The sequence below is a fragment of the bacterium genome, from assembly GCA_041648665.1.
Lineage (GTDB): Bacteria > UBA10199 > UBA10199 > 2-02-FULL-44-16 > JAAZCA01 > JAFGMW01.
The window spans coordinates 1-18,335 of sequence record JBAZOP010000058.1 but is presented as its reverse complement, the minus strand read 5'-3'; the positions used below and the strand labels follow the sequence as shown (position 1 = coordinate 18,335).

Below are 18,335 nucleotides of genomic sequence, written 5' to 3'. Positions count from 1 at the left end.
TTCTTCGGCATAACTCCTCCTCATTGAGGGCGCGCGGCCCGCTTGTTCGCGACGCCAAGATTGTTAAACAGCACTTGAAACTTGACTTTTTATAGCAGATCCCATTCTGAAAAAAAAGGGGAATTTTTGATTTTCGGTCGATTTTACCTCTGAAAACAGCGATTTTAGCTCTAAAAATGGCCCTTTTCAGCGCAGGCCATACTCCTGCCAGAGCCCTTTTGACGAGGTTTTAACGGCGATTTCATTCTGATTTCAGGCTTATCAGCGGATTCTCTCTACGACCGGGTTTTCCAGATCTATGGCGTTCAGGATGTCGGCGACGGCGCGTTCTCCGACGAGGTCAACCGTCTTGCCTATGTAATCCTCGATCGCAACCTGCAGCGCCTCTTTCCCTGCAGGGCTGGAGAGGTTCACGCGCCCGTTCAGCGCGCCGACCCATATCATCGCATCCTCGAGTGCCGCCCGCACAAAATTACGCGCGTCGACATCGCTATCGTCAGGGCCGTTTATGAAGAAGGGCTGGACCTTGTCGTTCATGAATAATTCCTGCGCATCGGTGAGCCGCTGCCTTATTCCCGCGAGGTCGAAGCGCAGTTCACAGACGAGCGCGTCCACAGTCCCCTGGTCCACGAGCTCGCCGCCCAAGCGGTCGATTCCGCGATTGTCCTGGAAATCCGCAAGCGCGTCCCTGGTCTGCGGGCCGAAACGGCCGTTGGGAGTAAGCGTGGGATCGACAAGCTGCGCGAGACCGGCCTGCAGCAGATACACAAGCCTCTTGTAATGCGCGGACGGTATCCCCGGGCTGTGGCCGACAGGATCGAGCCTCGTCGCTTCGAATTCGAGCGCCGTGCGCCTATGCTTCAGGACCTGATATGCCGGATCGCGCGCGATGAGTTCCGCAAGCACATCCGCGTTTTTTCTCTCAGTGAGCGCCTCGAGATCGCGCGAGTCCAGGGTGAAGAGATCCAGATCGAGCGTAGCCAGCCCGTCGAGCGTCTCTCTGTACTGATCGACGTATTCGGCGATCGCATCCTCATCCTCAACAGAGGCGTCGGGAGGAAGCTCCGAGAGCATGCACGCGCTCGCATCAACGCGACACTCCTCCATCACATCAATTATTGGATCACCCTTTGCGGCCTTCACATCCGACATGAGATACCCCCGCTTGCTCCCCCACACCCTTTATTTTCGGCCGCAAGGAAGGCAAAGTTGCCTCTAATATTGCAATAAAGTGCAATGCTATGAGCAATATCGCTAGGTCCTCAAAAATGTGTTAGAATACAATTAGGAAGGGGTTTATATGGCTGCAAATAGGCAAAAGAAGGCATTGAAACGGGTGAAAATCGCCAAGGACTACAAGAGTACCCCTAAAAAAAGGGTTAAAATCGAAAAAAAACCCCCTAAAAAACTAAAATTACGGACAAAATTCTCAAAAAGTCTCGCCTGGCTCGAAAAATACCTGATGAGAGTCCACAAAAAGATGCCCACCATGATGATGCCCAGGGTGGTCCGCTCCTTTGTGCCCAATCCAAAAAAACACCACCGCACGCTGGGCAACTGCTGTCTGGACGATCGTTCCATCACGCTCGCCACGCACACGCACAAGGCCATCTACAAGGACGGCCGCAAGAAGCGCATCCTCTCGCCCTTATCGCACCTGGAGATCCTGCAGACATTTGCGCACGAGCTCTCGCACCTGGGATATGAAGAACACGGCTATGAGCAGGAATGGTATGGCCGCACGATATTCAACACCTTCGGCATCACGGAGCCCTGCCCGCATTGCAACGGCAAGGGAGAGATCCCGGCCCGGTACGAGAATTTCGATAAGTAGTTGTTTTTACTGCTTTATTCTTTAGCGATAATCTCAATTATTCGAGCAACTTTCTAGCCCCTCCGCCGAAAAGGTGATGAAACCAAAAAGGGAGGGGCAATGGGTATTTCCCGCATCTTCAAGGCGCTCGCAGCGATCGCCTGCTCCGTGACGATCCTCGGCGTGAACGTGATTCTCCTGGACGACTACTCGACGCCGAGCGACGAGCCGACAACAGTGGCCATGGCCCCCATCACCACGCCTGTGCTGGAAGCGATCAGCGCAACCGAAGAGCAACCCCAGGCCCAGTATCCTCAGCCGATTGTCATAGCCCAGCCGAACCAGACCGCAGCAAGCCAAAGCATAAATTAAAACCTTTCCGCTCTTCTGGTTGACATAGACACGCATCCCCCACTATATGTGCAGCCCCGCTGTGCAAGGCGGCAAATAAGGAGGAGCACCATGGCAGAGGCGCACACGATCAAATCCATGATGGAGGAAACCAGAAGGTTCGATCCTCCTGCAGAGCTCAAGAAGAATGCCTGGATCAAGAGCTTCGAAGACTACAAGAAGATGTACGACCGATCGATCAGCGACCCGGAGGGATTCTGGGGCGAGATCGCGCAGGGTTTCGAATGGTCCAAGAAGTGGAGCAAGGTCCGCTCCTACGACTTCCGCAACAAGATCGACATCAAGTATTTCGAAGGCGGCGAGACCAACGTCTCGGTCAACTGCCTCGACCGCAACGTGAAAGCCGGCCGCGGAGACAAGGTCGCGCTGCTCTGGGAGGGCAACGAGCCCACGCAGACCACGCGCCTCACCTACAAACAGCTCCTGGACGAGGTCTGTCGCTTCGCGAACACGCTCAAGAAGGAGGGCGTCAAGAAGGGCGACCGCGTATCCATCTACATGCCGATGATACCCGAACTGCCTATCGCCATGCTCGCGTGCGCGCGCATCGGGGCGATCCACTCGATCGTCTTCGGCGGATTCTCCGCGGATGCGCTCCGCGACCGCATACTGGACTCCGGCTGCAAGATGCTCATCACGACCGACGGCTCATGGCGCGGCAAGAAGCCGATACCGCTGAAGACCGCGGCCGACGAGGCGATGCGCATGTGCGAGGAGGCAGGCTCCCCGGTCACCAACTGCATCGTCTTCAAGCACACGAAGCAGGAAATTTCGATGAAGCAGGGCCGCGACGTATGGTGGCACGATGCGATAGCAGGCGAGAAGACGACCTGTGAACCCGAGAAGATAGGAGCAGAGGATCCGCTCTTCATACTCTACACCTCCGGATCGACCGGCAAACCGAAGGGCGTGCTGCACACGACCGGCGGCTACATGGTCTATGCGGCCACGACCTTCAAGTACATCTTCGACTATCATGACGACGACATCTTCTGGTGCACAGCCGACATCGGCTGGGTCACCGGCCACACCTACATCGTCTACGGGCCGCTGCTCAACGGGGCGACGTCGGTGATGTTCGAGGGAGTGCCCACCTATCCGGACGCCGGCCGCTTCTGGGAGATCTGCGCGAAGCACAATGTCACGATCTTCTACACGGCGCCGACCGCCATCCGCTCGCTCATGCGCGAAGGGGAGCAGTGGCCCGCGAAGCACGACCTCTCGAAGCTGCGCGTGCTGGGCTCCGTAGGCGAGCCGATCAATCCCGAGGCATGGATCTGGTACTACAAGAACATCGGCCACGAGAAGGCGCCGATCATGGATACGTGGTGGCAGACCGAGACCGGCGGCATCCTCATCACCCCGCTGCCCGGCGCCATCGCCACCAAGCCCGGCTCGGCCACGTTCCCGTTCTTCGGCGTGAAGCCCAAGGTCATCCGCGAGAACGGCAGCCAGTGCGGACCGAACGAGGGCGGATACCTCGTCATCGAGGAACCGTGGCCTGGGATGATGCGCACGGTCTACAACCATCACGAGCGCTTCAAGGAGACATACTTCGCTATGTTCCCGGGAGTTTATTTCACCGGCGACGGCGCGCGGGTTGACGAGGACGGATACTACTGGCTCATGGGCCGCGTGGACGACGTGATCAACGTTTCAGGCCACCGCATCGGCACTGCCGAGGTGGAGTCGGCTCTCGTCTCGCATCCTTCCGTCGCGGAGGCTGCGGTCGTGGGTTTCCCGCACGAGATCAAGGGCCAGGGGCTGTATGCATACGTCACACTCAAGGCCGGCCAGCACGGAAGCGACGAGGTAAAGAAGGCTCTCGTCGCGCACGTGCGCAAGGAGATCGGGCCGATCGCCACGCCGGACAAACTGCACTTCACCGACGCGCTGCCCAAGACGCGCTCGGGCAAGATCATGCGCCGCATCCTGCGCAAAATCGCAGAGGGCGACATCACGAACCTGGGCGACACCTCGACGCTGGCCGACCCGAACGTGGTGAATGCGCTGGTGGAGGGAAGGCAGTAGATCAGTTCTTGATCACCTTGAGAGTCGTGCCTGCGCGGACGGCGGAGGGATCGTCCAGCTTATTCCATTCCTGCAGCTGTGCTATGGTCACGCTGTGGCGGCGCGCTATATCCCAGAGAGTCTCACCGCTCCTCACCGTATACGTGATCGTGCTCGCGGAGCTTCTGATCGGGGCCACGGGCGCGACCGATGCGTCCGAGAGTTTGATCGGCGTGCCTGGAGCCTCCTTCGCTGGATCCAACTTTATCGGCTCACCGGCCTTCGCCGGCTCGGACTTCGCAGGAGATCCGGACTTGATGTTGAGCTTTGCGCCAGCGCGCACCCTCTTCGGATCCTTTATGTTGTTCCATGCCATGAGCTGCTTCGTGGAGACGCCGTATTTCTCAGCCACGTGTCCAAGCGTCTCGCCCGGTTTCAGCTCGTGCATCCCGCCGGAAGCATTGCCTGCCTTGGATGCAGCGACGGGCGTCGCGACCGGTTTGCTCTCCAGCTGTCTTACGATCTCAGGCGAAGGGACGGTCGCCTCATCGAGCTTCACCGCTGTGGTGGTCTCAGCTGTTGCGGTCTCGCGCTTGACCGGCGCTGTGGTCAAATCATCCGCGCCCGAGTTCTTCATCACCACTTTTAGCGCGGCGCCTGCCTTGACCCTTCGAGGATCCTTTATGCCGTTGAGGGCCATGAGCTCTTTCGTGCCCATGCCATAACGCTCCGCGATGTGGCCCAGAGTCTCGCCCTTGAGAACCTTGTGGGTGGATTTGGCCTGCCTGGCCGGAGGCTTAGTCGAAGCGACGGAGTCATTCGATTGATCCGGCTGAGGCGCTGCATCAGTTTCCTTCGGCGCCACTCGCAGCCTCTGGCCATACTTTATGTCCTTCGCATCCTGAATATCGTTCCACGCCATAATCTCTTTGGTGGATACGCCGTTTCTTGCCGCTATGCCGCCGAGGGTCTCCCCCTTCTTCACCGTATAGGTCTCTCCGCCGGAGGCAGCGCCTGCACTGCGCGATCCTGACGGCGCGCCCTTCGCGTATATCTTCAACGTCTGCCCGTGCCTCAGCATGGACTTGCCGCCCATCTTGTTCCAGCTGCGGAGCTTGGCCACGGTCACGCCCTTGTGCCTGGAGGCGATCTTGCCAAGCGTGTCGCCCTTCTTGACCTTGTACTTTATGTAGCGGCCCCTGCCCTCTGCGCGCGAACCTGATCCACCGTCGTCGTCGTCATATGAGGCGTACTTGGCCGCATATGCGCCCACCGGGATGACCAGCGTATCGCCGGCCCTTAGTTTGGCCTTGCGGCCCAGGCCGTTGGCAGCGGCGATCTGTCTGCTGCTGACGCCGTAGCGCCGCGCGAGCTTTGGAAGCGTGTCGCCCTTGCGCACGTTGTGGCGCATCACCTTGATGCGCTCGTCCTCAGGCAGCTGGGCGTACGCAACCCTGAACTTCTCCGACGTCCCCTTAGGCAGCTTCACCATGTAGCCGCTCTCTCCCGGAGGAGTAGCGCCGCGCACCAGATGCGCGTTGAGCATGGCTATCTGATCCTCAGATACTCCCGCGCACTTCGCTATGGCGGAGATGTCGGTCTGCGAATCGACCTTCGCCGACTCGAATTCGAGAGGCTCCTCGTAATCTATGTTTGTGAAACCGAAGCGCTGCGGATCCTTAGCCATTATCGTGGCTGCGATAAATTTTGGAACATAGTCGCGCGTCTCGGCCCTGAGAGCCTTTCTATCCGCTGCATGATCCCAAAAATTCTTACTTCCGGTGATAGCGATTGCCTGGCGAACCCGTCCTGGGCCGGCGTTGTAGCCCGCCATGGCGAGGTACCAGTCGCCGAACTCATCGTGGAGGTCGCGGAAGAACTTCGCGGCGGCCACGGTCGCCTTGTACGGATCCCTGCGCTCGTCCTCCCATCCGTTGACATCGAGGCCGTAGAGACCTGCGGTGGACCTTATGAACTGCCATGCGCCGACCGCGCTGGCGTGCGAGCGGGCGCTGTCGTTGAACCCGCTCTCGATCAGCGAAATGTAGACCAGATCCCTCGGCATCCCCTGCTCCTTGAGGATCTGGGTCATGAGGGGGATGTACCGGCCAGACCTCGCCAGATACCTCTCGAAGTGACGCCTGCCCGGCCCCTGAAAGTATTCCATCCACGCGACCACGCGCTCGTTTATCACGAGCGGGATGTCGGAGCGCGGCAGGGTCTTCAAGTTGTGCTCGCTTATATACCGGCCTGCATCGCGCGCGCTTCTCGCATGATCTTTGCCTGAACAGGACACAAGGAGGGATGCGACCGATATGATCGCGATCCAGATGACAAGTGATCTTATTCGATACATTACATCTCCCTATGGATGGGGGATCTTTAGTTCCAAGTCAATTATACGCGCTTCCGACATATGGCGCCAGAAGACACCCCCTGTTATCCGCAAATTTTTTCAAAAGTTGTGCTGTTTCTCCAAATTAATCATAACCCGCACAAACCCCATTTAAAACCACTAATCGGCCTGTTTTCGCAAAAACGTGGGTATGTCGTACTCGTCGTTCTGGTATTCCAGAACGCCTATCTCGCGGGCTATGTCCTTGAGGTCCGTATTGACGTCCTGTTTGGCGAACCCGGCCTTGGTCATCGCCTCGCTGGCCAGGAGCCCTGCGGAGACCGGCGCATGCCTCGTAGCCCCCATCGGGAAAACCCCCTTCTGGGGCATGGGCTGAACCTGCTGGGCCTGTATTGCCAGCTGCGGCTGCATCCTCTGCTCCTGCGCATAAGCCGCCTGCCTGGGCATGGTCATGGTGAGCCCTTGGGCCGCCTGCGAATAGGTGGAGATCGAGGGGGTCGCGTTCACCTGGTGCGCCGGCCGCACTACCTTGCCGTGAGGCTTGTTGAAGCCGGTGGCGATGACCGTGACCCGCATCTCCCCGCGCATCTCCTCGTTGATCACGGCGCCGAAGAGGATGTTGGCGTTGTCGTCCGCCTCCTGCTGTATGATCTTCGATGCCTCGCTGATCTCGTACAGCGTCATGTCCGGGCCGCCTGTTATGTTGATGAGGATGCCGGTCGCGCCCTTTATCGTGGTGTCTTCGAGCAGCGGACTCGATATCGCCTTGGTCGCCGCGTCGATCGCCCTTGCCTCGCCCGCGCCGATGCCTGTGCCCATGAGGGCCATGCCCATCTCATTCATTACCGTGCGCACGTCGGCGAAGTCCAGGTTCACTAGACCGTGCACTGTGATGAGGTCGGATATGCCCTTGACCGCCTGAAAGAGGACCTCGTCCGCCTTCTTGAAGGCGTCGATCACCGTCACGTCATGCCCCACCACGCCGAGCAGCTTTTCGTTCGGTATGGTGATGAGCGTGTCGACCGCATCCCTGAGCTCGGCGATGCCGGCATCAGCCTGCTGCGAACGCTGGCGGCCTTCGAAAGTGAAGGGCTTGGTCACGACGCCTACCGTAAGCGCCCCCATCTCCTTCGCGATCTTTGCGATGATGGGCGCACCGCCGGTCCCGGTGCCTCCGCCCATCCCCGCCGTGATGAAGACCATGTCCGCGCCCTCGAGATGCTCCACTATGGTCTTCTGGTCCTCGAGCGCGGCGTTGCGGCCTACCTCCGGGTTGGCGCCCGCGCCGAGCCCCTTGGTCAGCTCCCTTCCGATCTGGATCTTGCTCGGCGCCAGATTGAGCCTGAGCGCCTGCAGATCCGTGTTGGCGGCGATGAAGTCGACCCCCTCCAGGCCCTGCTCCATCATCGTGTTGATTGCGTTGCCGCCGCTGCCGCCGATCCCTATCACCTTTATTTTTGCGTTCTGAGCGCAACTCTCGACCAATTCAAACATGGGGTCCTCCCTTATGTTGTCTATTATTAGAATATCTCTCCCAGCAGCTCCCTCATGCGGCCCTTGACCTTGTTGTATATGTTTCGGTCGCGGACCTTGAAACGCTGTTCGTCGCGGTTGTTGGAGCCCAGCTGTGTTAAGCCTACGGCGGTGGAGTACATCGGGTTCTTGACGACGTCCACCAGGCCCCCGATCCTCTTGGGCAGCCCGCGCCTCACCGGCAGGTTGAAGATCTGCTCGGCCAGCTCGCCTGCGCCCTCGAGCGATGACGTGCCGCCGGTCAGCACCACGCCCGCGGCGAGCATGTCCTCGAACCCGGAGCGCGAGATCTCCTGATGGGCCAGCGTGAATATCTCCTCCATGCGCGGCTCGAGTATCTCGGCCAGGATCTGCCTGGAGAGGACCCTTGGGCTGCGGCCGCCGACCGACGGGACCTCTATGGTCTCGTCCTTGTGGATCATCCCGGCGACGCAGCAGCCGTACCTCTGCTTTATCTTCTCCGCTTCGTGCTGCGGCGTCCGAAGGCCCACAGCCACGTCGTTGGTCAGGTGGTTGCCGCCTATGGTGAGGACCCCGGTGTGCACGATCGATCCCTGGGAGAAGATCGCGATGTCCGTCGTGCCTCCGCCCACGTCCAGGAGCACGACGCCCAAGTCCTTCTCGTCGTTGGAGAGCACCGCCTCGGAGGAGGCCAGCTGCTGCAGTATGATGTCGTTGACGTTGAGCCCCGCCCGGTTGCAGCATTTGATTATGTTCTGCGCCGAGGTGACGGCGCCGGTGACGATGTGGACCTTTGACTCGAGCCTCACCCCGCTCATGCCTACCGGGTCGCGGACCCCGTCCTGGTCGTCCACTATGAACTGTTGCGGGATGACGTGTATGACCTCGCGATCGAGGGGGATCGAGACCGCCTGAGCGGCGTCGATCACCCTGTCGACGTCGGCCGGCGTCACCTCCTTGTCCTTTATCGCCACTATGCCGTGGCTGTTGATGCCCTTGATGTGGCCGCCGGCGATGCCCGCGAAGACGGAGGTGATCTCGCAGCCGGCCATGAGCTCAGCCTCCTCGACGGCCCTCCTTATCGAGTTGACCGTGCTCTCGATGTTGACGACGACTCCCTTCCTCATCCCCTTCGAGGGGTGAGTCCCGATGCCCACCACGTCCACCCCCTCGTTCATCACCTCTCCGACAATACAGCATATCTTCGTAGTGCCGATGTCGAGTCCAACGACCAGATCTTCTCTCCTTGCCATATCGACTCCCCCTTTCACTGCGCACAAAACCGAGGATCGCGGCGCTGCATGCGCGGCGCCTCCCCTTCGGGATCATGCAGGCCTGTATTTGACTGTTATCCTTCCTTCCTCATCAGCAAGCATATATTGAATTCTACCTTGCCTCGCGGTGATCGCAGCCTCCATTCTGTCGATCTTGCGCATGCGGTCGGCAAAGTCAGATTTCCCTATCAAAACCTGCATCGGCTCGCGCCTGGTGAACACCGAATATCCGTTCGCCTCGTCGAAGTTCACCTCCGCGAGCCCGTTCCTGCTTCCGAATTGCGAGCGTTCGAAAGCGGCGATCAGCTCCAACGACGCCTTCATCCTGACAACGCCGTCATCGCTCATGCCTCCTCCCTCTATGTCTATACCCGTTATCAGAGGCATGTCCTTGTCGTCGTAAGCCTCCACCTTTTTGAGCACCGTGGCCTCGTCGTCCACGTAGTAAAATCCGTCGCTCGACACTATGGCTACGGGCCTGAACTCCTCGATGTAGATGTACAGGGTATCGGGGAGCCTGCGCCTGACCGCGGCCTCCTTCACCCACGGCTCCTCAGTGAGCCTCCTGTAGATGTCACCCACCGACATCCAGAACAGGTTCTCGCCCCTGTGCACGCCGGAGAGATCCGCCACCTCCGCGGCAGAGAGATACTTCCAGTTGCCGTCGACCACTATCTTCTCGAGGCTGAACGCCGGCCCCAGGAACACGAGTCTGTAGAGGCCGTACAGAGCAGCCAGCCCAGCCACCATGATAAGCATGGAGAGCAGCGCGCGCTCCACTTGGCGGAGCTTGTCCGCCCAGCGCCTGCGCCGCTTCACCGTCTGTCTCTGTAGAAAAACGCTCATAAATACCTTGATCAGACATTCACTTTGAGGCGGGCGCCGTCGAGCAGGCGCTCGCAGACTTCGTCGAACCCCATACCCACATGCGCCGCAGCCTTAGGCACCAGCGACAGCTCGGTCATCCCGGGTATGGTGTTTATCTCCAGGAAATAGGCCTCCTCGTCGGACGGCGCTATGAAGTCAACGCGGGCTGTTCCCTCGCAGTCTATCTCCGCGTAGATGCGCCGGCTGTAATCCTTCAGCCTCTGCGCCAGCGCATCGCTTATCCTGGCCGGGACGATGTACTCCGTCATGCCCTTGGTGTACTTGGACGCGTAGTCGTAGAATCCGCTCTTGGGGGCGATCTCCAGAACCGGGAGCGCCTCGCCGTTTATGAGGCCGACCGTCAGTTCCCTCCCCTTTATGTATTTCTCGACTAGGATCCTGTTGTCCGAGTCGGCCGCAGTCTTGAGCGCCTGGGCCAGATCGCCCTTCTTCTTCACGATGGTCATGTTTATGGTGGAGCCCTCCCTCGATGGTTTGACGATGACCGGCATATCCATCGCGAATTTTGCTGCGAACACATCCGCATCGTCTCGCTCGGAGTCGAACGCAACCTCTGGAAGGCAAGGTATGCCTATCCCGCGCGCTACGCGCTTGCACACCACCTTGTCCATGCCCACCGAAGAGGCGAGCACCCCGGCGCCGGTGTATGGGATCCTGATCATCTCGAGCAGGCCTTGAACGCACCCGTCCTCGCCGAACTTTCCGTGCAGGGCGATCACGGCCACGTCGGCCTTCTCGGATGCGAGCCTCCCCGCCAGCTCCGCGCCGCCCTTGACGTCTATCGAGATCACTTCATAGCCGAGGCGCGCAAGCCCCGCCGATATGGCGCCACCGGTGCGCAGGGATATATCCCTCTCTTTGGAGATGCCTCCCATCAGCACGGCGACCCTCTTGCCCTTCCATTTTCCGGTCATAAAAAACCTCGTGATCCTCAATTGAAACTCAGCGCTCTCCTATGACGTCGATGAGCGGCATCAGCGTTATACCGGTCTCATCCTTCACGCGGTCGCGCACGAGGCTCATGAGCACCGCCACGTCCCTGGCCGTGGCCTGACCCTCGTTAACGATCGAGTTGGCGTCGCGGTTTGAAACCCTGGCTCCTCCGACCCTCACCCCGCAGAGCCCGGCCTCTTCTATGAGCACCGAGGCCTTTGTCTTGCACGGGCTGGCGAAGATTCGCGCAAGCCTCATCTGAGAGTCGGGATCATCCACGGAGGTTTCATCATGTGATTTCGCATCGGCCGCAGCCTTGAGCTTGAGCAGGATTTTTGCCACTGCGGATGTCCTGGGAATCTTGAGGGCCCCCTCCTCGAAGCGCAGCGCCTGGCCGCGCAGCGTGAGCTCTCGGCCCTCCTTGGTCACTATCGTGACCTCTTCGATCGCCGGCGCGAAGGCAGGCGTCGTCTCGCCCCCTTTTGCAAAGAGCGCGCCCGCCACGGTCCCGTCGAACTCGCCGAACGGCTCCGCGCCTGTAAGCCCCCTTGCAGCGCACAAGTTCGCGAGGTCCTTGCTCCTGAACGCAGCTCCCGCAGAGACGAACACATCGTCCCCCTGCTGCCTTTCCAGGTCAGCGGCCTTGAACCCCGAACCGAGTTTTACCATGAGCCCTGAAACTCCCCCATCCCTCACGAGCGTAGCGCTGCCGAATCCAAAGAAGCGATAATCGACAGTGTTCTCCAACGCCCAGCCGAGCAGCCTTATCAGCTCCGCCGTATCCTCGACCCTGACGTAGGCCTCCGCAGAGCCTCCGGCGCCGAGCGAACTGTGGCGCGCCATCGGCTCGTCGAACAGCACCGCGCCCGGAGGAAGCAATCCGATCAGCGAATCACGCTGCTCCCTGGTCAGGCGCTTCTCCTGCTCCGACTGCCGTTCGAGCTTCGCCCTGAGTCGCGGGTTCAGCGATATCAGGTCAAGCTCTTCGAGAAGGCCTTCGCCGTCTGAGTCACGCTGCCCGCTCCCAGGAAGAGGATCATGTCCTCCTTCCGGCACCACGGCGACAGCGTCGAGAGCACCTCCTCCGTCGTCGGAGCAAACGCCACCATCTTCTTCGGGTACCGCTTGCACATCTCTTTCCATAGTCTCCCCCCGTCATATTTTTTTTGCGGCCTCTCGCCGGCGGCGTAGACGTCCATAACGACCACCGCGTCGGCCTCCTTCATGCACGATACGAATCCGTCAAAGTGATAGGCAAGCCTGGTATAGCGATGAGGCTGGATCACCGCGACCAGCCTCTTCTCCGGCCAGCCGGCCTTCGCCGCCGATATCGTCGCCTGTATCTCGGCCGGATGATGCGCATAGTCGTCCACCACTATCGGGCCCTTCTTCGAGATCACCTGGAAGCGCCTGGCCACGCCCTTGAAACCGCGCAGCGCGGACCTCATCGTCTTGAACGGTATGTCGAGGCATCGGCCCACGGCGATCGTCGCCAGCGCGTTCTCGACCTGATGGATGCCCGTCATGCGAAGGGTGAACTCGCCGAGCGCCTCGCCGCGATACACGGCGGTGAACGTGAGGCGATCCCCCTGCTGGCGTATCTCCGTCGCGCAGTAGTCGGCATCCTTCGCACCGTAGGTTATGCACGGCCTCGTGATCCTCGGCACGATGCTCCTCACCACAGGATTGGCGGTGCACGCGATCACCGCGCCGTAGAATGGAACCTTGTTGGCGAACTCGACGAACGCGCGTTTGAGGTCTCCGAACCCGGAATAGTTCTCCATGTGCTCGTGGTCTATGTTCGTGATCACGCCGATCGTCGGCGCGAGTTTGAGGAACGACCCGTCGGACTCGTCGGCCTCGGCCACCAGAAATTCGCCCCTGCCCAGCCTGGCGTTGGACCTGAGGTTGTTGACCTTTCCGCCTATTATGAGCGTGGGGTCGAGCCCCGCGCGATCCAGCATGAAGCCGATCAGGGAGGTGGTGGAGGTCTTCCCGTGGGCCCCGGCGACGGCCACGCCGTACTTGAGCCTCATGAGCTCTGCGAGCATCTCGGCGCGCGGCACCACCGCGATGCCGAGCCTCCTGGCCTCTTTCACCTCGGGGTTGTTCTCTCCTACCGCGGAGGAGACCACCACCGCGTGGGCGCCGTCGATGTTCTGGCGGCGATGCCCCAGATGAACCTTCGCGCCCTTGCGCGCCAGCCTCTTGGTGGTCGAGCTCTTCTTCACGTCAGAGCCGGTAACGCGGTAGCCCAGATTGAGGAGCACCTCGGCGATGCCGCTCATCCCTATGCCGCCTATGCCCACCATGTGGATCTGTTTGTACTTCTTGAACACGCCGTTCTCCTATTCGCCCGACGCTATCGCGAGGCATTCCTTTGCGATGGACCTCGCCGCATCCGGCCTTCCAAACCCCAAAGCTTCCCTGCGCATGACCTCGAGGCGCGAGCGGTCGTTCATCATGGAAACGATCTCCTTCGCTATCCTGTCGCCTGTGAAATCCCGATCGTCCATCATCACGGCGCCGCCTGCGCGGACGAGCGCCTCCGCATTGGCCCTCTGATGGTCGTCCGCAGCATACGGATACGGCACGAGCACCGAAGGTATGCCGAGCGCCGCCACCTCCGCCACCGTGTTCGCTCCGGAGCGCGCGACTACGAGGTCGGCGTTTTCGTAGCACTCCCACATGCGATCGGAGAACGGGAAGACATTCGCCTCAATCCCGGCATCATTATATGCGCGGCCTATTGCGGAGCGATCGTCTCCGGCCCCGGTCTGGTGTATGAAATAAAGTTTTTCCCTGAACCGGGCCAGCGACGACAGCGCCGCAACGATGCCCCTGTTGAGCGTGCGCGCGCCCTGGGACCCGCCGAACACTAAGACCGTCATCCTCTCGGACGCCGGCTTCTCCCCGTGCCTCGCCTCGAGTACCATCCGCCTGACCGGCGTGCCGGTGAGAATCGCCTTCGCGCCGAAGGCCTCCTTCGCCCGGCTGAATGCGACGAAGATCTTCTCAGCGAACCTGGAGAGCATGCGATTTGTCATCCCGGGTATCGCGTTCGGTTCAACCAGCGCCACCGGAACCCTGAGCATCCATGCGGCAAGGCAGAGCGGGCCTGCCGCGTATCCGCCTATGCTGACGAGCACGTCCGGCCTCGAGGATATGAGTATGCCCATGGCCCTCGCTACCGACAACGGTATCATCAGCACAGCGGCGATCTTCGCCAGGCCCTTGCGGTCCTTGATCGAGTGGGATGGGATCATCGCCACCCTCCACCCGTGCTTCGGAACTATATCCGCCTCGAGCCCGCGCTCAGTTCCGGCAAAGCTTATCAGGACGGAGGGATCGAACCTCTTCATCTCCTCGGCGATGGCTATGCCGGGAAATACATGACCGCCGGTCCCGCCGGCCGCTATCAGCACCTTCAGTTTTTTTGCCTCATGGATCATCATGCGTTCCCGTACATCTTTCTGTAGCTCGAGATGTTGAGCAATATCCCCGCAGCTATGAGCGAGACCACGAGCGACGATCCTCCGTAGCTTATGAACGGAAGAGCCAGCCCCTTCGTGGGCAGCACGCCCATCACGACCCCCATGTTGAAGACGGCGCCCATGCCTATGAGCAGGGTGCAGCCAACCGCAAGATAACGCCCGAACATGTCAGGCGCCTTGAGCGCTATGCACAGCCCGCGGTAGCAGAAGAATGCGAAGAGCCCTATCACGAGCATGATGCCCACGAGCCCCAACTCCTCTCCTATCACGGAGAATATGAAGTCCGTATGCGCCTCGGGCAGATAGAAGAGCTTCTGCTGCCCCTGGCCCAGGCCGCGGCCGAAGAACCCGCCCTCGTTTATCGCCACGAACGACTGTATCATCTGGAATCCTGAGCCGTACTGGTCGTCCCACGGGTTGAGGAACGCCAAGATCCTACGACGCCGGTACTCGGAGCCCGCCACGAGCATCGCGGCCAGAGGCAACATCGCCGCAAGAAAACCGAGCAGGTAGGGCAGCCTCACGCCCGCCACGAACATCATGAGCCACGTGATCGCAGCGATAGTTGCGGCGGCGCCGAAATCCCTCTGTACCAGGATGCACAGCGCCACCACTGCCATGAACAGCATATGCGGCAGGAATCCTATGCCGAAGCTCCTTATCCTCTGCGATTTTTTCTCCAGCGAATAGGCCAGGAAGATGATCATCGCCACCTTCGCCGCCTCGGAGGGCTGGAACGCCACCGGGCCCAGCGAGATCCATCTCGTGGCACCTCCAATGGTCTTGCCTATGCCGGGCACGAAGACCGCCCCGACCAGCGCCAGCGCGATCGCGAGTATCGGGTAGACGAGCCTGCGGTATCCGGCGTACGAGAACTTCGTGGTGATCGCCATGCCGACGAAGCCGGCCATGGCGAACAGCAGGCTGCGCTTGAGGAAGAAATAGCTGTCGCCGAAGCGCTCCCTGGCCAGCACCGCGCTCGCGCTGTAATTCATGGTGACCCCGATGCCCACGAGCAGGATCACGCAGAACAGAAGCTTCGAGTCCAGATGGACCCTCTGATAATCAAGATCTCCCATCGCCCCTTCCCAAACCGGATTCACGGGATACGAACTTCTTTACCGCCTCTGCGAACGCCCTTCCCCTGTCCGCGTAGTCGCGGAACATGTCGAATGATGCGCACGCCGGCGACAGAAGCACCACGTCGCCGGGATGCGCATCGCCGCAGGCAATGGTTACCGCCTCGTCCATGGACGACGCCCTCTTGGTGGCAATCCCCTTGCCGAGCGTCCTCTCCATCTCCTCCGCCGCCTCGCCTATCAGCACTGCCTCCTTGACCCTGGCGCGAACTGCAGGCACGAGATCGGAAAAATCGCAGCCCTTGGAGAGACCGCCGGCTATCAGGATTATCGGCTCTTCGAATCCCTCTATCGCGCGCACCGTGGCCCCGACGTTCGTGCCCTTGGAGTCATCGTAATAGCGCACGCCTTTATGCTCGGCCACGAGCTGCACGCGATGCGGCAGCCCCTCGAACGTGGCCAGCCCCTCCTCGATCGCCGCGGGATCCGCGCCGGCGAGTGAGGTCGCCAAGAGTGCGGCGAGCATGTTCTCCCTGTTGTGCCTGCCCGTAAGATTCGCCTTCGAAAGCGGATAGCGCCGCGAAGCCTTGCCGCCCAGCTTCACGAAGAGATCCCCGTCCGAGAACCATCCGCGCATCGAAGGTCCATCGCCCGGGTCTGAGAAGATGCCGCCGGTCGGGTCGAACGGCACAAGCGTGCATCCGGACTTCACTGCCCACCGCGATACCGCTTCGTCGGAGGCGTTGTACACCCCAAACCCGTCCCCCTTCATCTGGGAGAAGAGCCTCGCCTTGCTCGCCACGTAATTTTCGAAGCTGCCATGCCTGTCTATGTGGTCGCGCGTGGCGTTGAGCCAGACCGCAATCTTGGCCGAGAGCGACGGCGCGGTGTCGAGTTGGAAGCTAGAGACCTCCAGAACCACGTACTTCGAGCGATTCGCCTCTTCCACGAGATCCAGGATCGGGGTGCCTATGTTCCCGGCCACGCACGCCGATATGCCGGCCCCTGAGAGCAAATGACCTATGAGTGCTGTGGTCGTGGTCTTGCCGTTGGTGCCGGTGACCGCGACGATCGGCCTAGTTATCCTCTGTATCGCAAGTTCCATCTCGCCTACGAGTGGAACGCCCTTCTTCGTCGCAGCGACCAAGCCGGGGAGATCGAGCGGCACGCCTGGACTCGCCACTATGAAGTCGCTGCCGACCGCGAGTTTAGGATCGTGCCTGCCTAGAGAGAAGCTCACTCCGAGGCCGACCAGGGATTCGATCGCAGCGGCGAGCGCGTCCTCCGGCTTCGCATCCTCTGCGGTGACGATCGCGCCCTCGCTCGCCAGGAAACGAGCGGCTGCGACGCCGGAGCGACCCAGCCCGATCACGAGCGCCTTTTTCCCTCTCCATTCCCTCATCTTCCCCTTCTTCTTAAAATCAGCGCAGCTTTAACGTCGCCAGCGACGCGAGCGCGAGTATGATCGATATTATCCAGAACCTGACTATCACCTTTGATTCGCTCCATCCCTTGAGCTCGAAATGATGGTGCAGGGGCGCCATGCGGAAAACCCTCTTGCCGGTGAGTTTGAATGAGACCACCTGCGTTATGACCGATATGGTCTCGAGCACGAATATGCCGCCGATGAAGACCAGCAGTATCTCGTTCTTCGTGACCACCGCCACATAGCCCAGCAGGGCGCCTAGCGGCAAGGAACCAACGTCGCCCATGAAGATGGAGGCCGGATGCGCGTTGTACCAGAGGAAACCGACGCACGCGCCCACGACCGCGCCGCAGAGGACCGCGAGCTCGCCTGAACCGGGCACCGCCTGGACCGCCAGGTAGTTGGCGATAGCCGCGTGGCCGGCGATATACGCCAAGATGCCGTAAGCCAGGAACGCGACTATGCAGGGCACGCTCACCAGTCCGTCCAGACCGTCGGTGAGGTTGACCGCGTTCGAAGCCCCTACGATCACGATCACGGCAAAGGGCACGTAGGTCCATCCGATGTTCGGCGCCAACTCCTTGAAGAACGGGAGAGTTATCTCCCTCGATAACCCGAGCGCGTCGAAGAGCGCCAGGGCGGCGAAAGTCCCGACGACTATCTGCAGCGGAAATTTTACCCGCGCCCTCATGCCCTTCGGGTCCTTGAGTATCACCTTGCGGTAGTCGTCTATGAAACCGATTATCCCGAAGCCGGCTATCACGAAGATGCCCATGAGCACGAAAGGCTCCATGAACCTGGACCAGAGCAGCACCGAGAGAAACACCGAGGCCCAGATCAAGAGCCCGCCCATGGTCGGGGTGCCCCTCTTGTCCATGTGGGTGACTGGGCCGTCGTCGCGCACCGTCTGCCAGAATTGTTTCGCGGCGAGTATCCTGATCAGCGGCTTGCCGAATATGAAATAGATCGCCATCGCGGTGAACGTCGCCATGAACATGCGGAACGTGATGTACCGCACGACGTTGAACCCGACGAACTCCGAGTGCAGCGGATATAATAGATAGTATAGCATTTAGCCCGTCCCTATCTCCTGTTTGAGGTAATCCACCACCCGCTCCATCCTCATACCGCGCGATCCCTTCACCAGCAGGACGTCG

At 60.3% G+C, this 18,335-nt stretch carries 15 protein-coding genes; 3 read left to right on the top strand and 12 right to left on the bottom strand.

Features of this window, described 5'->3' with window-relative positions; all coding sequences use genetic code 11:
- Positions 1-261 precede the first annotated feature (261 nt).
- Positions 262-1,152, bottom strand: a complete 891-nt coding sequence (locus tag WC683_14420; GenBank protein ID MFA4973803.1) for a peptidoglycan-binding domain-containing protein — start codon at positions 1,150-1,152, stop codon at positions 262-264.
- 310 nt (positions 1,153-1,462) lie between these two features.
- On the opposite strand from WC683_14420, the gene WC683_14415 reads away from it, so the two are divergent.
- The 3 genes from WC683_14415 to acs all read left to right on the top strand — a co-directional run bounded on the left by WC683_14415 (position 1,463) and on the right by acs (position 4,255).
- Positions 1,463-1,834, top strand: coding sequence for a hypothetical protein (locus WC683_14415; protein ID MFA4973802.1), 372 nt, complete (start codon positions 1,463-1,465; stop codon positions 1,832-1,834).
- Positions 1,835-1,933: 99 nt separating this feature from the next.
- The gene (locus tag WC683_14410) at positions 1,934-2,185 is read left to right on the top strand and encodes a hypothetical protein (GenBank protein ID MFA4973801.1); all 252 of its coding nucleotides are present in this window, start codon (positions 1,934-1,936) and stop codon (positions 2,183-2,185) included.
- A gap of 120 nt (positions 2,186-2,305) precedes the next feature.
- A complete protein-coding gene (acs, locus tag WC683_14405) occupies positions 2,306-4,255 on the top strand; it encodes an acetate--CoA ligase (GenBank protein ID MFA4973800.1) in 1,950 nt (649 codons plus the stop codon).
- Position 4,256: 1 nt separating this feature from the next.
- Here the strand turns inward: acs and WC683_14400 are convergent, their stop codons facing one another.
- The 11 genes from WC683_14400 to mraY form a co-directional block, all read right to left on the bottom strand.
- Positions 4,257-6,590 carry a LysM peptidoglycan-binding domain-containing protein gene (locus WC683_14400; GenBank protein ID MFA4973799.1) on the bottom strand — a complete coding sequence of 778 codons (2,334 nt, stop codon included), beginning with the start codon at positions 6,588-6,590 and terminating at the stop codon, positions 4,257-4,259.
- Between the two features lie 159 nt (positions 6,591-6,749).
- Positions 6,750-8,084: a cell division protein FtsZ gene (ftsZ, locus tag WC683_14395; GenBank protein MFA4973798.1), complete on the bottom strand. Its 1,335-nt coding sequence runs from the start codon at positions 8,082-8,084 to the stop codon at positions 6,750-6,752.
- Positions 8,085-8,110: 26 nt separating this feature from the next.
- The gene (ftsA, locus tag WC683_14390) at positions 8,111-9,337 is read right to left on the bottom strand and encodes a cell division protein FtsA (protein ID MFA4973797.1); all 1,227 of its coding nucleotides are present in this window, start codon (positions 9,335-9,337) and stop codon (positions 8,111-8,113) included.
- A 72-nt stretch (positions 9,338-9,409) separates the two neighbouring features.
- Positions 9,410-10,204, bottom strand: coding sequence for an FtsQ-type POTRA domain-containing protein (locus tag WC683_14385; GenBank protein MFA4973796.1), 795 nt, complete (start codon positions 10,202-10,204; stop codon positions 9,410-9,412).
- 11 nt (positions 10,205-10,215) lie between these two features.
- The gene (locus WC683_14380) at positions 10,216-11,160 is read right to left on the bottom strand and encodes a D-alanine--D-alanine ligase (GenBank protein ID MFA4973795.1); all 945 of its coding nucleotides are present in this window, start codon (positions 11,158-11,160) and stop codon (positions 10,216-10,218) included.
- 28 nt (positions 11,161-11,188) lie between these two features.
- The gene (locus tag WC683_14375; protein ID MFA4973794.1) at positions 11,189-12,235 is read right to left on the bottom strand and encodes an FAD-binding protein; all 1,047 of its coding nucleotides are present in this window, start codon (positions 12,233-12,235) and stop codon (positions 11,189-11,191) included.
- Positions 12,151-13,518, bottom strand: a complete 1,368-nt coding sequence (gene murC / locus WC683_14370) for a UDP-N-acetylmuramate--L-alanine ligase (protein MFA4973793.1) — start codon at positions 13,516-13,518, stop codon at positions 12,151-12,153. Before murC ends, WC683_14375 begins: the two co-directional genes overlap by 85 nt.
- A 9-nt stretch (positions 13,519-13,527) precedes the next feature.
- A complete protein-coding gene (gene murG / locus WC683_14365) occupies positions 13,528-14,634 on the bottom strand; it encodes an undecaprenyldiphospho-muramoylpentapeptide beta-N-acetylglucosaminyltransferase (protein ID MFA4973792.1) in 1,107 nt (368 codons plus the stop codon).
- On the bottom strand, positions 14,631-15,752 hold the full coding sequence (gene ftsW, locus WC683_14360) for a putative lipid II flippase FtsW (protein MFA4973791.1): 1,122 nt from the start codon (positions 15,750-15,752) through the stop codon (positions 14,631-14,633). The genes murG and ftsW overlap by 4 nt, the downstream gene beginning before the upstream one ends.
- Positions 15,739-17,154 (bottom strand): UDP-N-acetylmuramoyl-L-alanine--D-glutamate ligase, encoded by a 1,416-nt coding sequence (murD, locus tag WC683_14355; protein MFA4973790.1) that lies wholly within the window; start codon positions 17,152-17,154, stop codon positions 15,739-15,741. The genes ftsW and murD overlap by 14 nt, the downstream gene beginning before the upstream one ends.
- A 19-nt stretch (positions 17,155-17,173) precedes the next feature.
- Positions 17,174-18,250: a phospho-N-acetylmuramoyl-pentapeptide-transferase gene (mraY, locus tag WC683_14350; GenBank protein ID MFA4973789.1), complete on the bottom strand. Its 1,077-nt coding sequence runs from the start codon at positions 18,248-18,250 to the stop codon at positions 17,174-17,176.
- Positions 18,251-18,335: the final 85 nt, after the last annotated feature.

Bases quoted from the DNA above. Each gene is read 5' to 3' on its own strand.
- acs (MFA4973800.1), top strand. From the start codon at position 2,306: ATGGAGGAAACCAGAAGGTTCGATCCTCCTGCAGAGCTCAAGAAGAAT.
- WC683_14410 (MFA4973801.1), top strand. From the start codon at position 1,934: ATGGGTATTTCCCGCATCTTCAAGGCGCTCGCAGCGATCGCCTGCTCC.
- mraY (MFA4973789.1), bottom strand. From the start codon at position 18,250: ATGCTATACTATCTATTATATCCGCTGCACTCGGAGTTCGTCGGGTTC.
- murG (MFA4973792.1), bottom strand. From the start codon at position 14,634: ATGATGATCCATGAGGCAAAAAAACTGAAGGTGCTGATAGCGGCCGGC.
- WC683_14400 (MFA4973799.1), bottom strand. From the start codon at position 6,590: ATGTATCGAATAAGATCACTTGTCATCTGGATCGCGATCATATCGGTC.
- murD (MFA4973790.1), bottom strand. From the start codon at position 17,154: ATGAGGGAATGGAGAGGGAAAAAGGCGCTCGTGATCGGGCTGGGTCGC.
- ftsW (MFA4973791.1), bottom strand. From the start codon at position 15,752: ATGGGAGATCTTGATTATCAGAGGGTCCATCTGGACTCGAAGCTTCTG.
- WC683_14385 (MFA4973796.1), bottom strand. From the start codon at position 10,204: ATGAGCGTTTTTCTACAGAGACAGACGGTGAAGCGGCGCAGGCGCTGG.
- WC683_14380 (MFA4973795.1), bottom strand. From the start codon at position 11,160: ATGACCGGAAAATGGAAGGGCAAGAGGGTCGCCGTGCTGATGGGAGGC.
- ftsA (MFA4973797.1), bottom strand. From the start codon at position 9,337: ATGGCAAGGAGAGAAGATCTGGTCGTTGGACTCGACATCGGCACTACG.
- WC683_14415 (MFA4973802.1), top strand. From the start codon at position 1,463: ATGAGAGTCCACAAAAAGATGCCCACCATGATGATGCCCAGGGTGGTC.
- WC683_14420 (MFA4973803.1), bottom strand. From the start codon at position 1,152: ATGTCGGATGTGAAGGCCGCAAAGGGTGATCCAATAATTGATGTGATG.
- ftsZ (MFA4973798.1), bottom strand. From the start codon at position 8,084: ATGTTTGAATTGGTCGAGAGTTGCGCTCAGAACGCAAAAATAAAGGTG.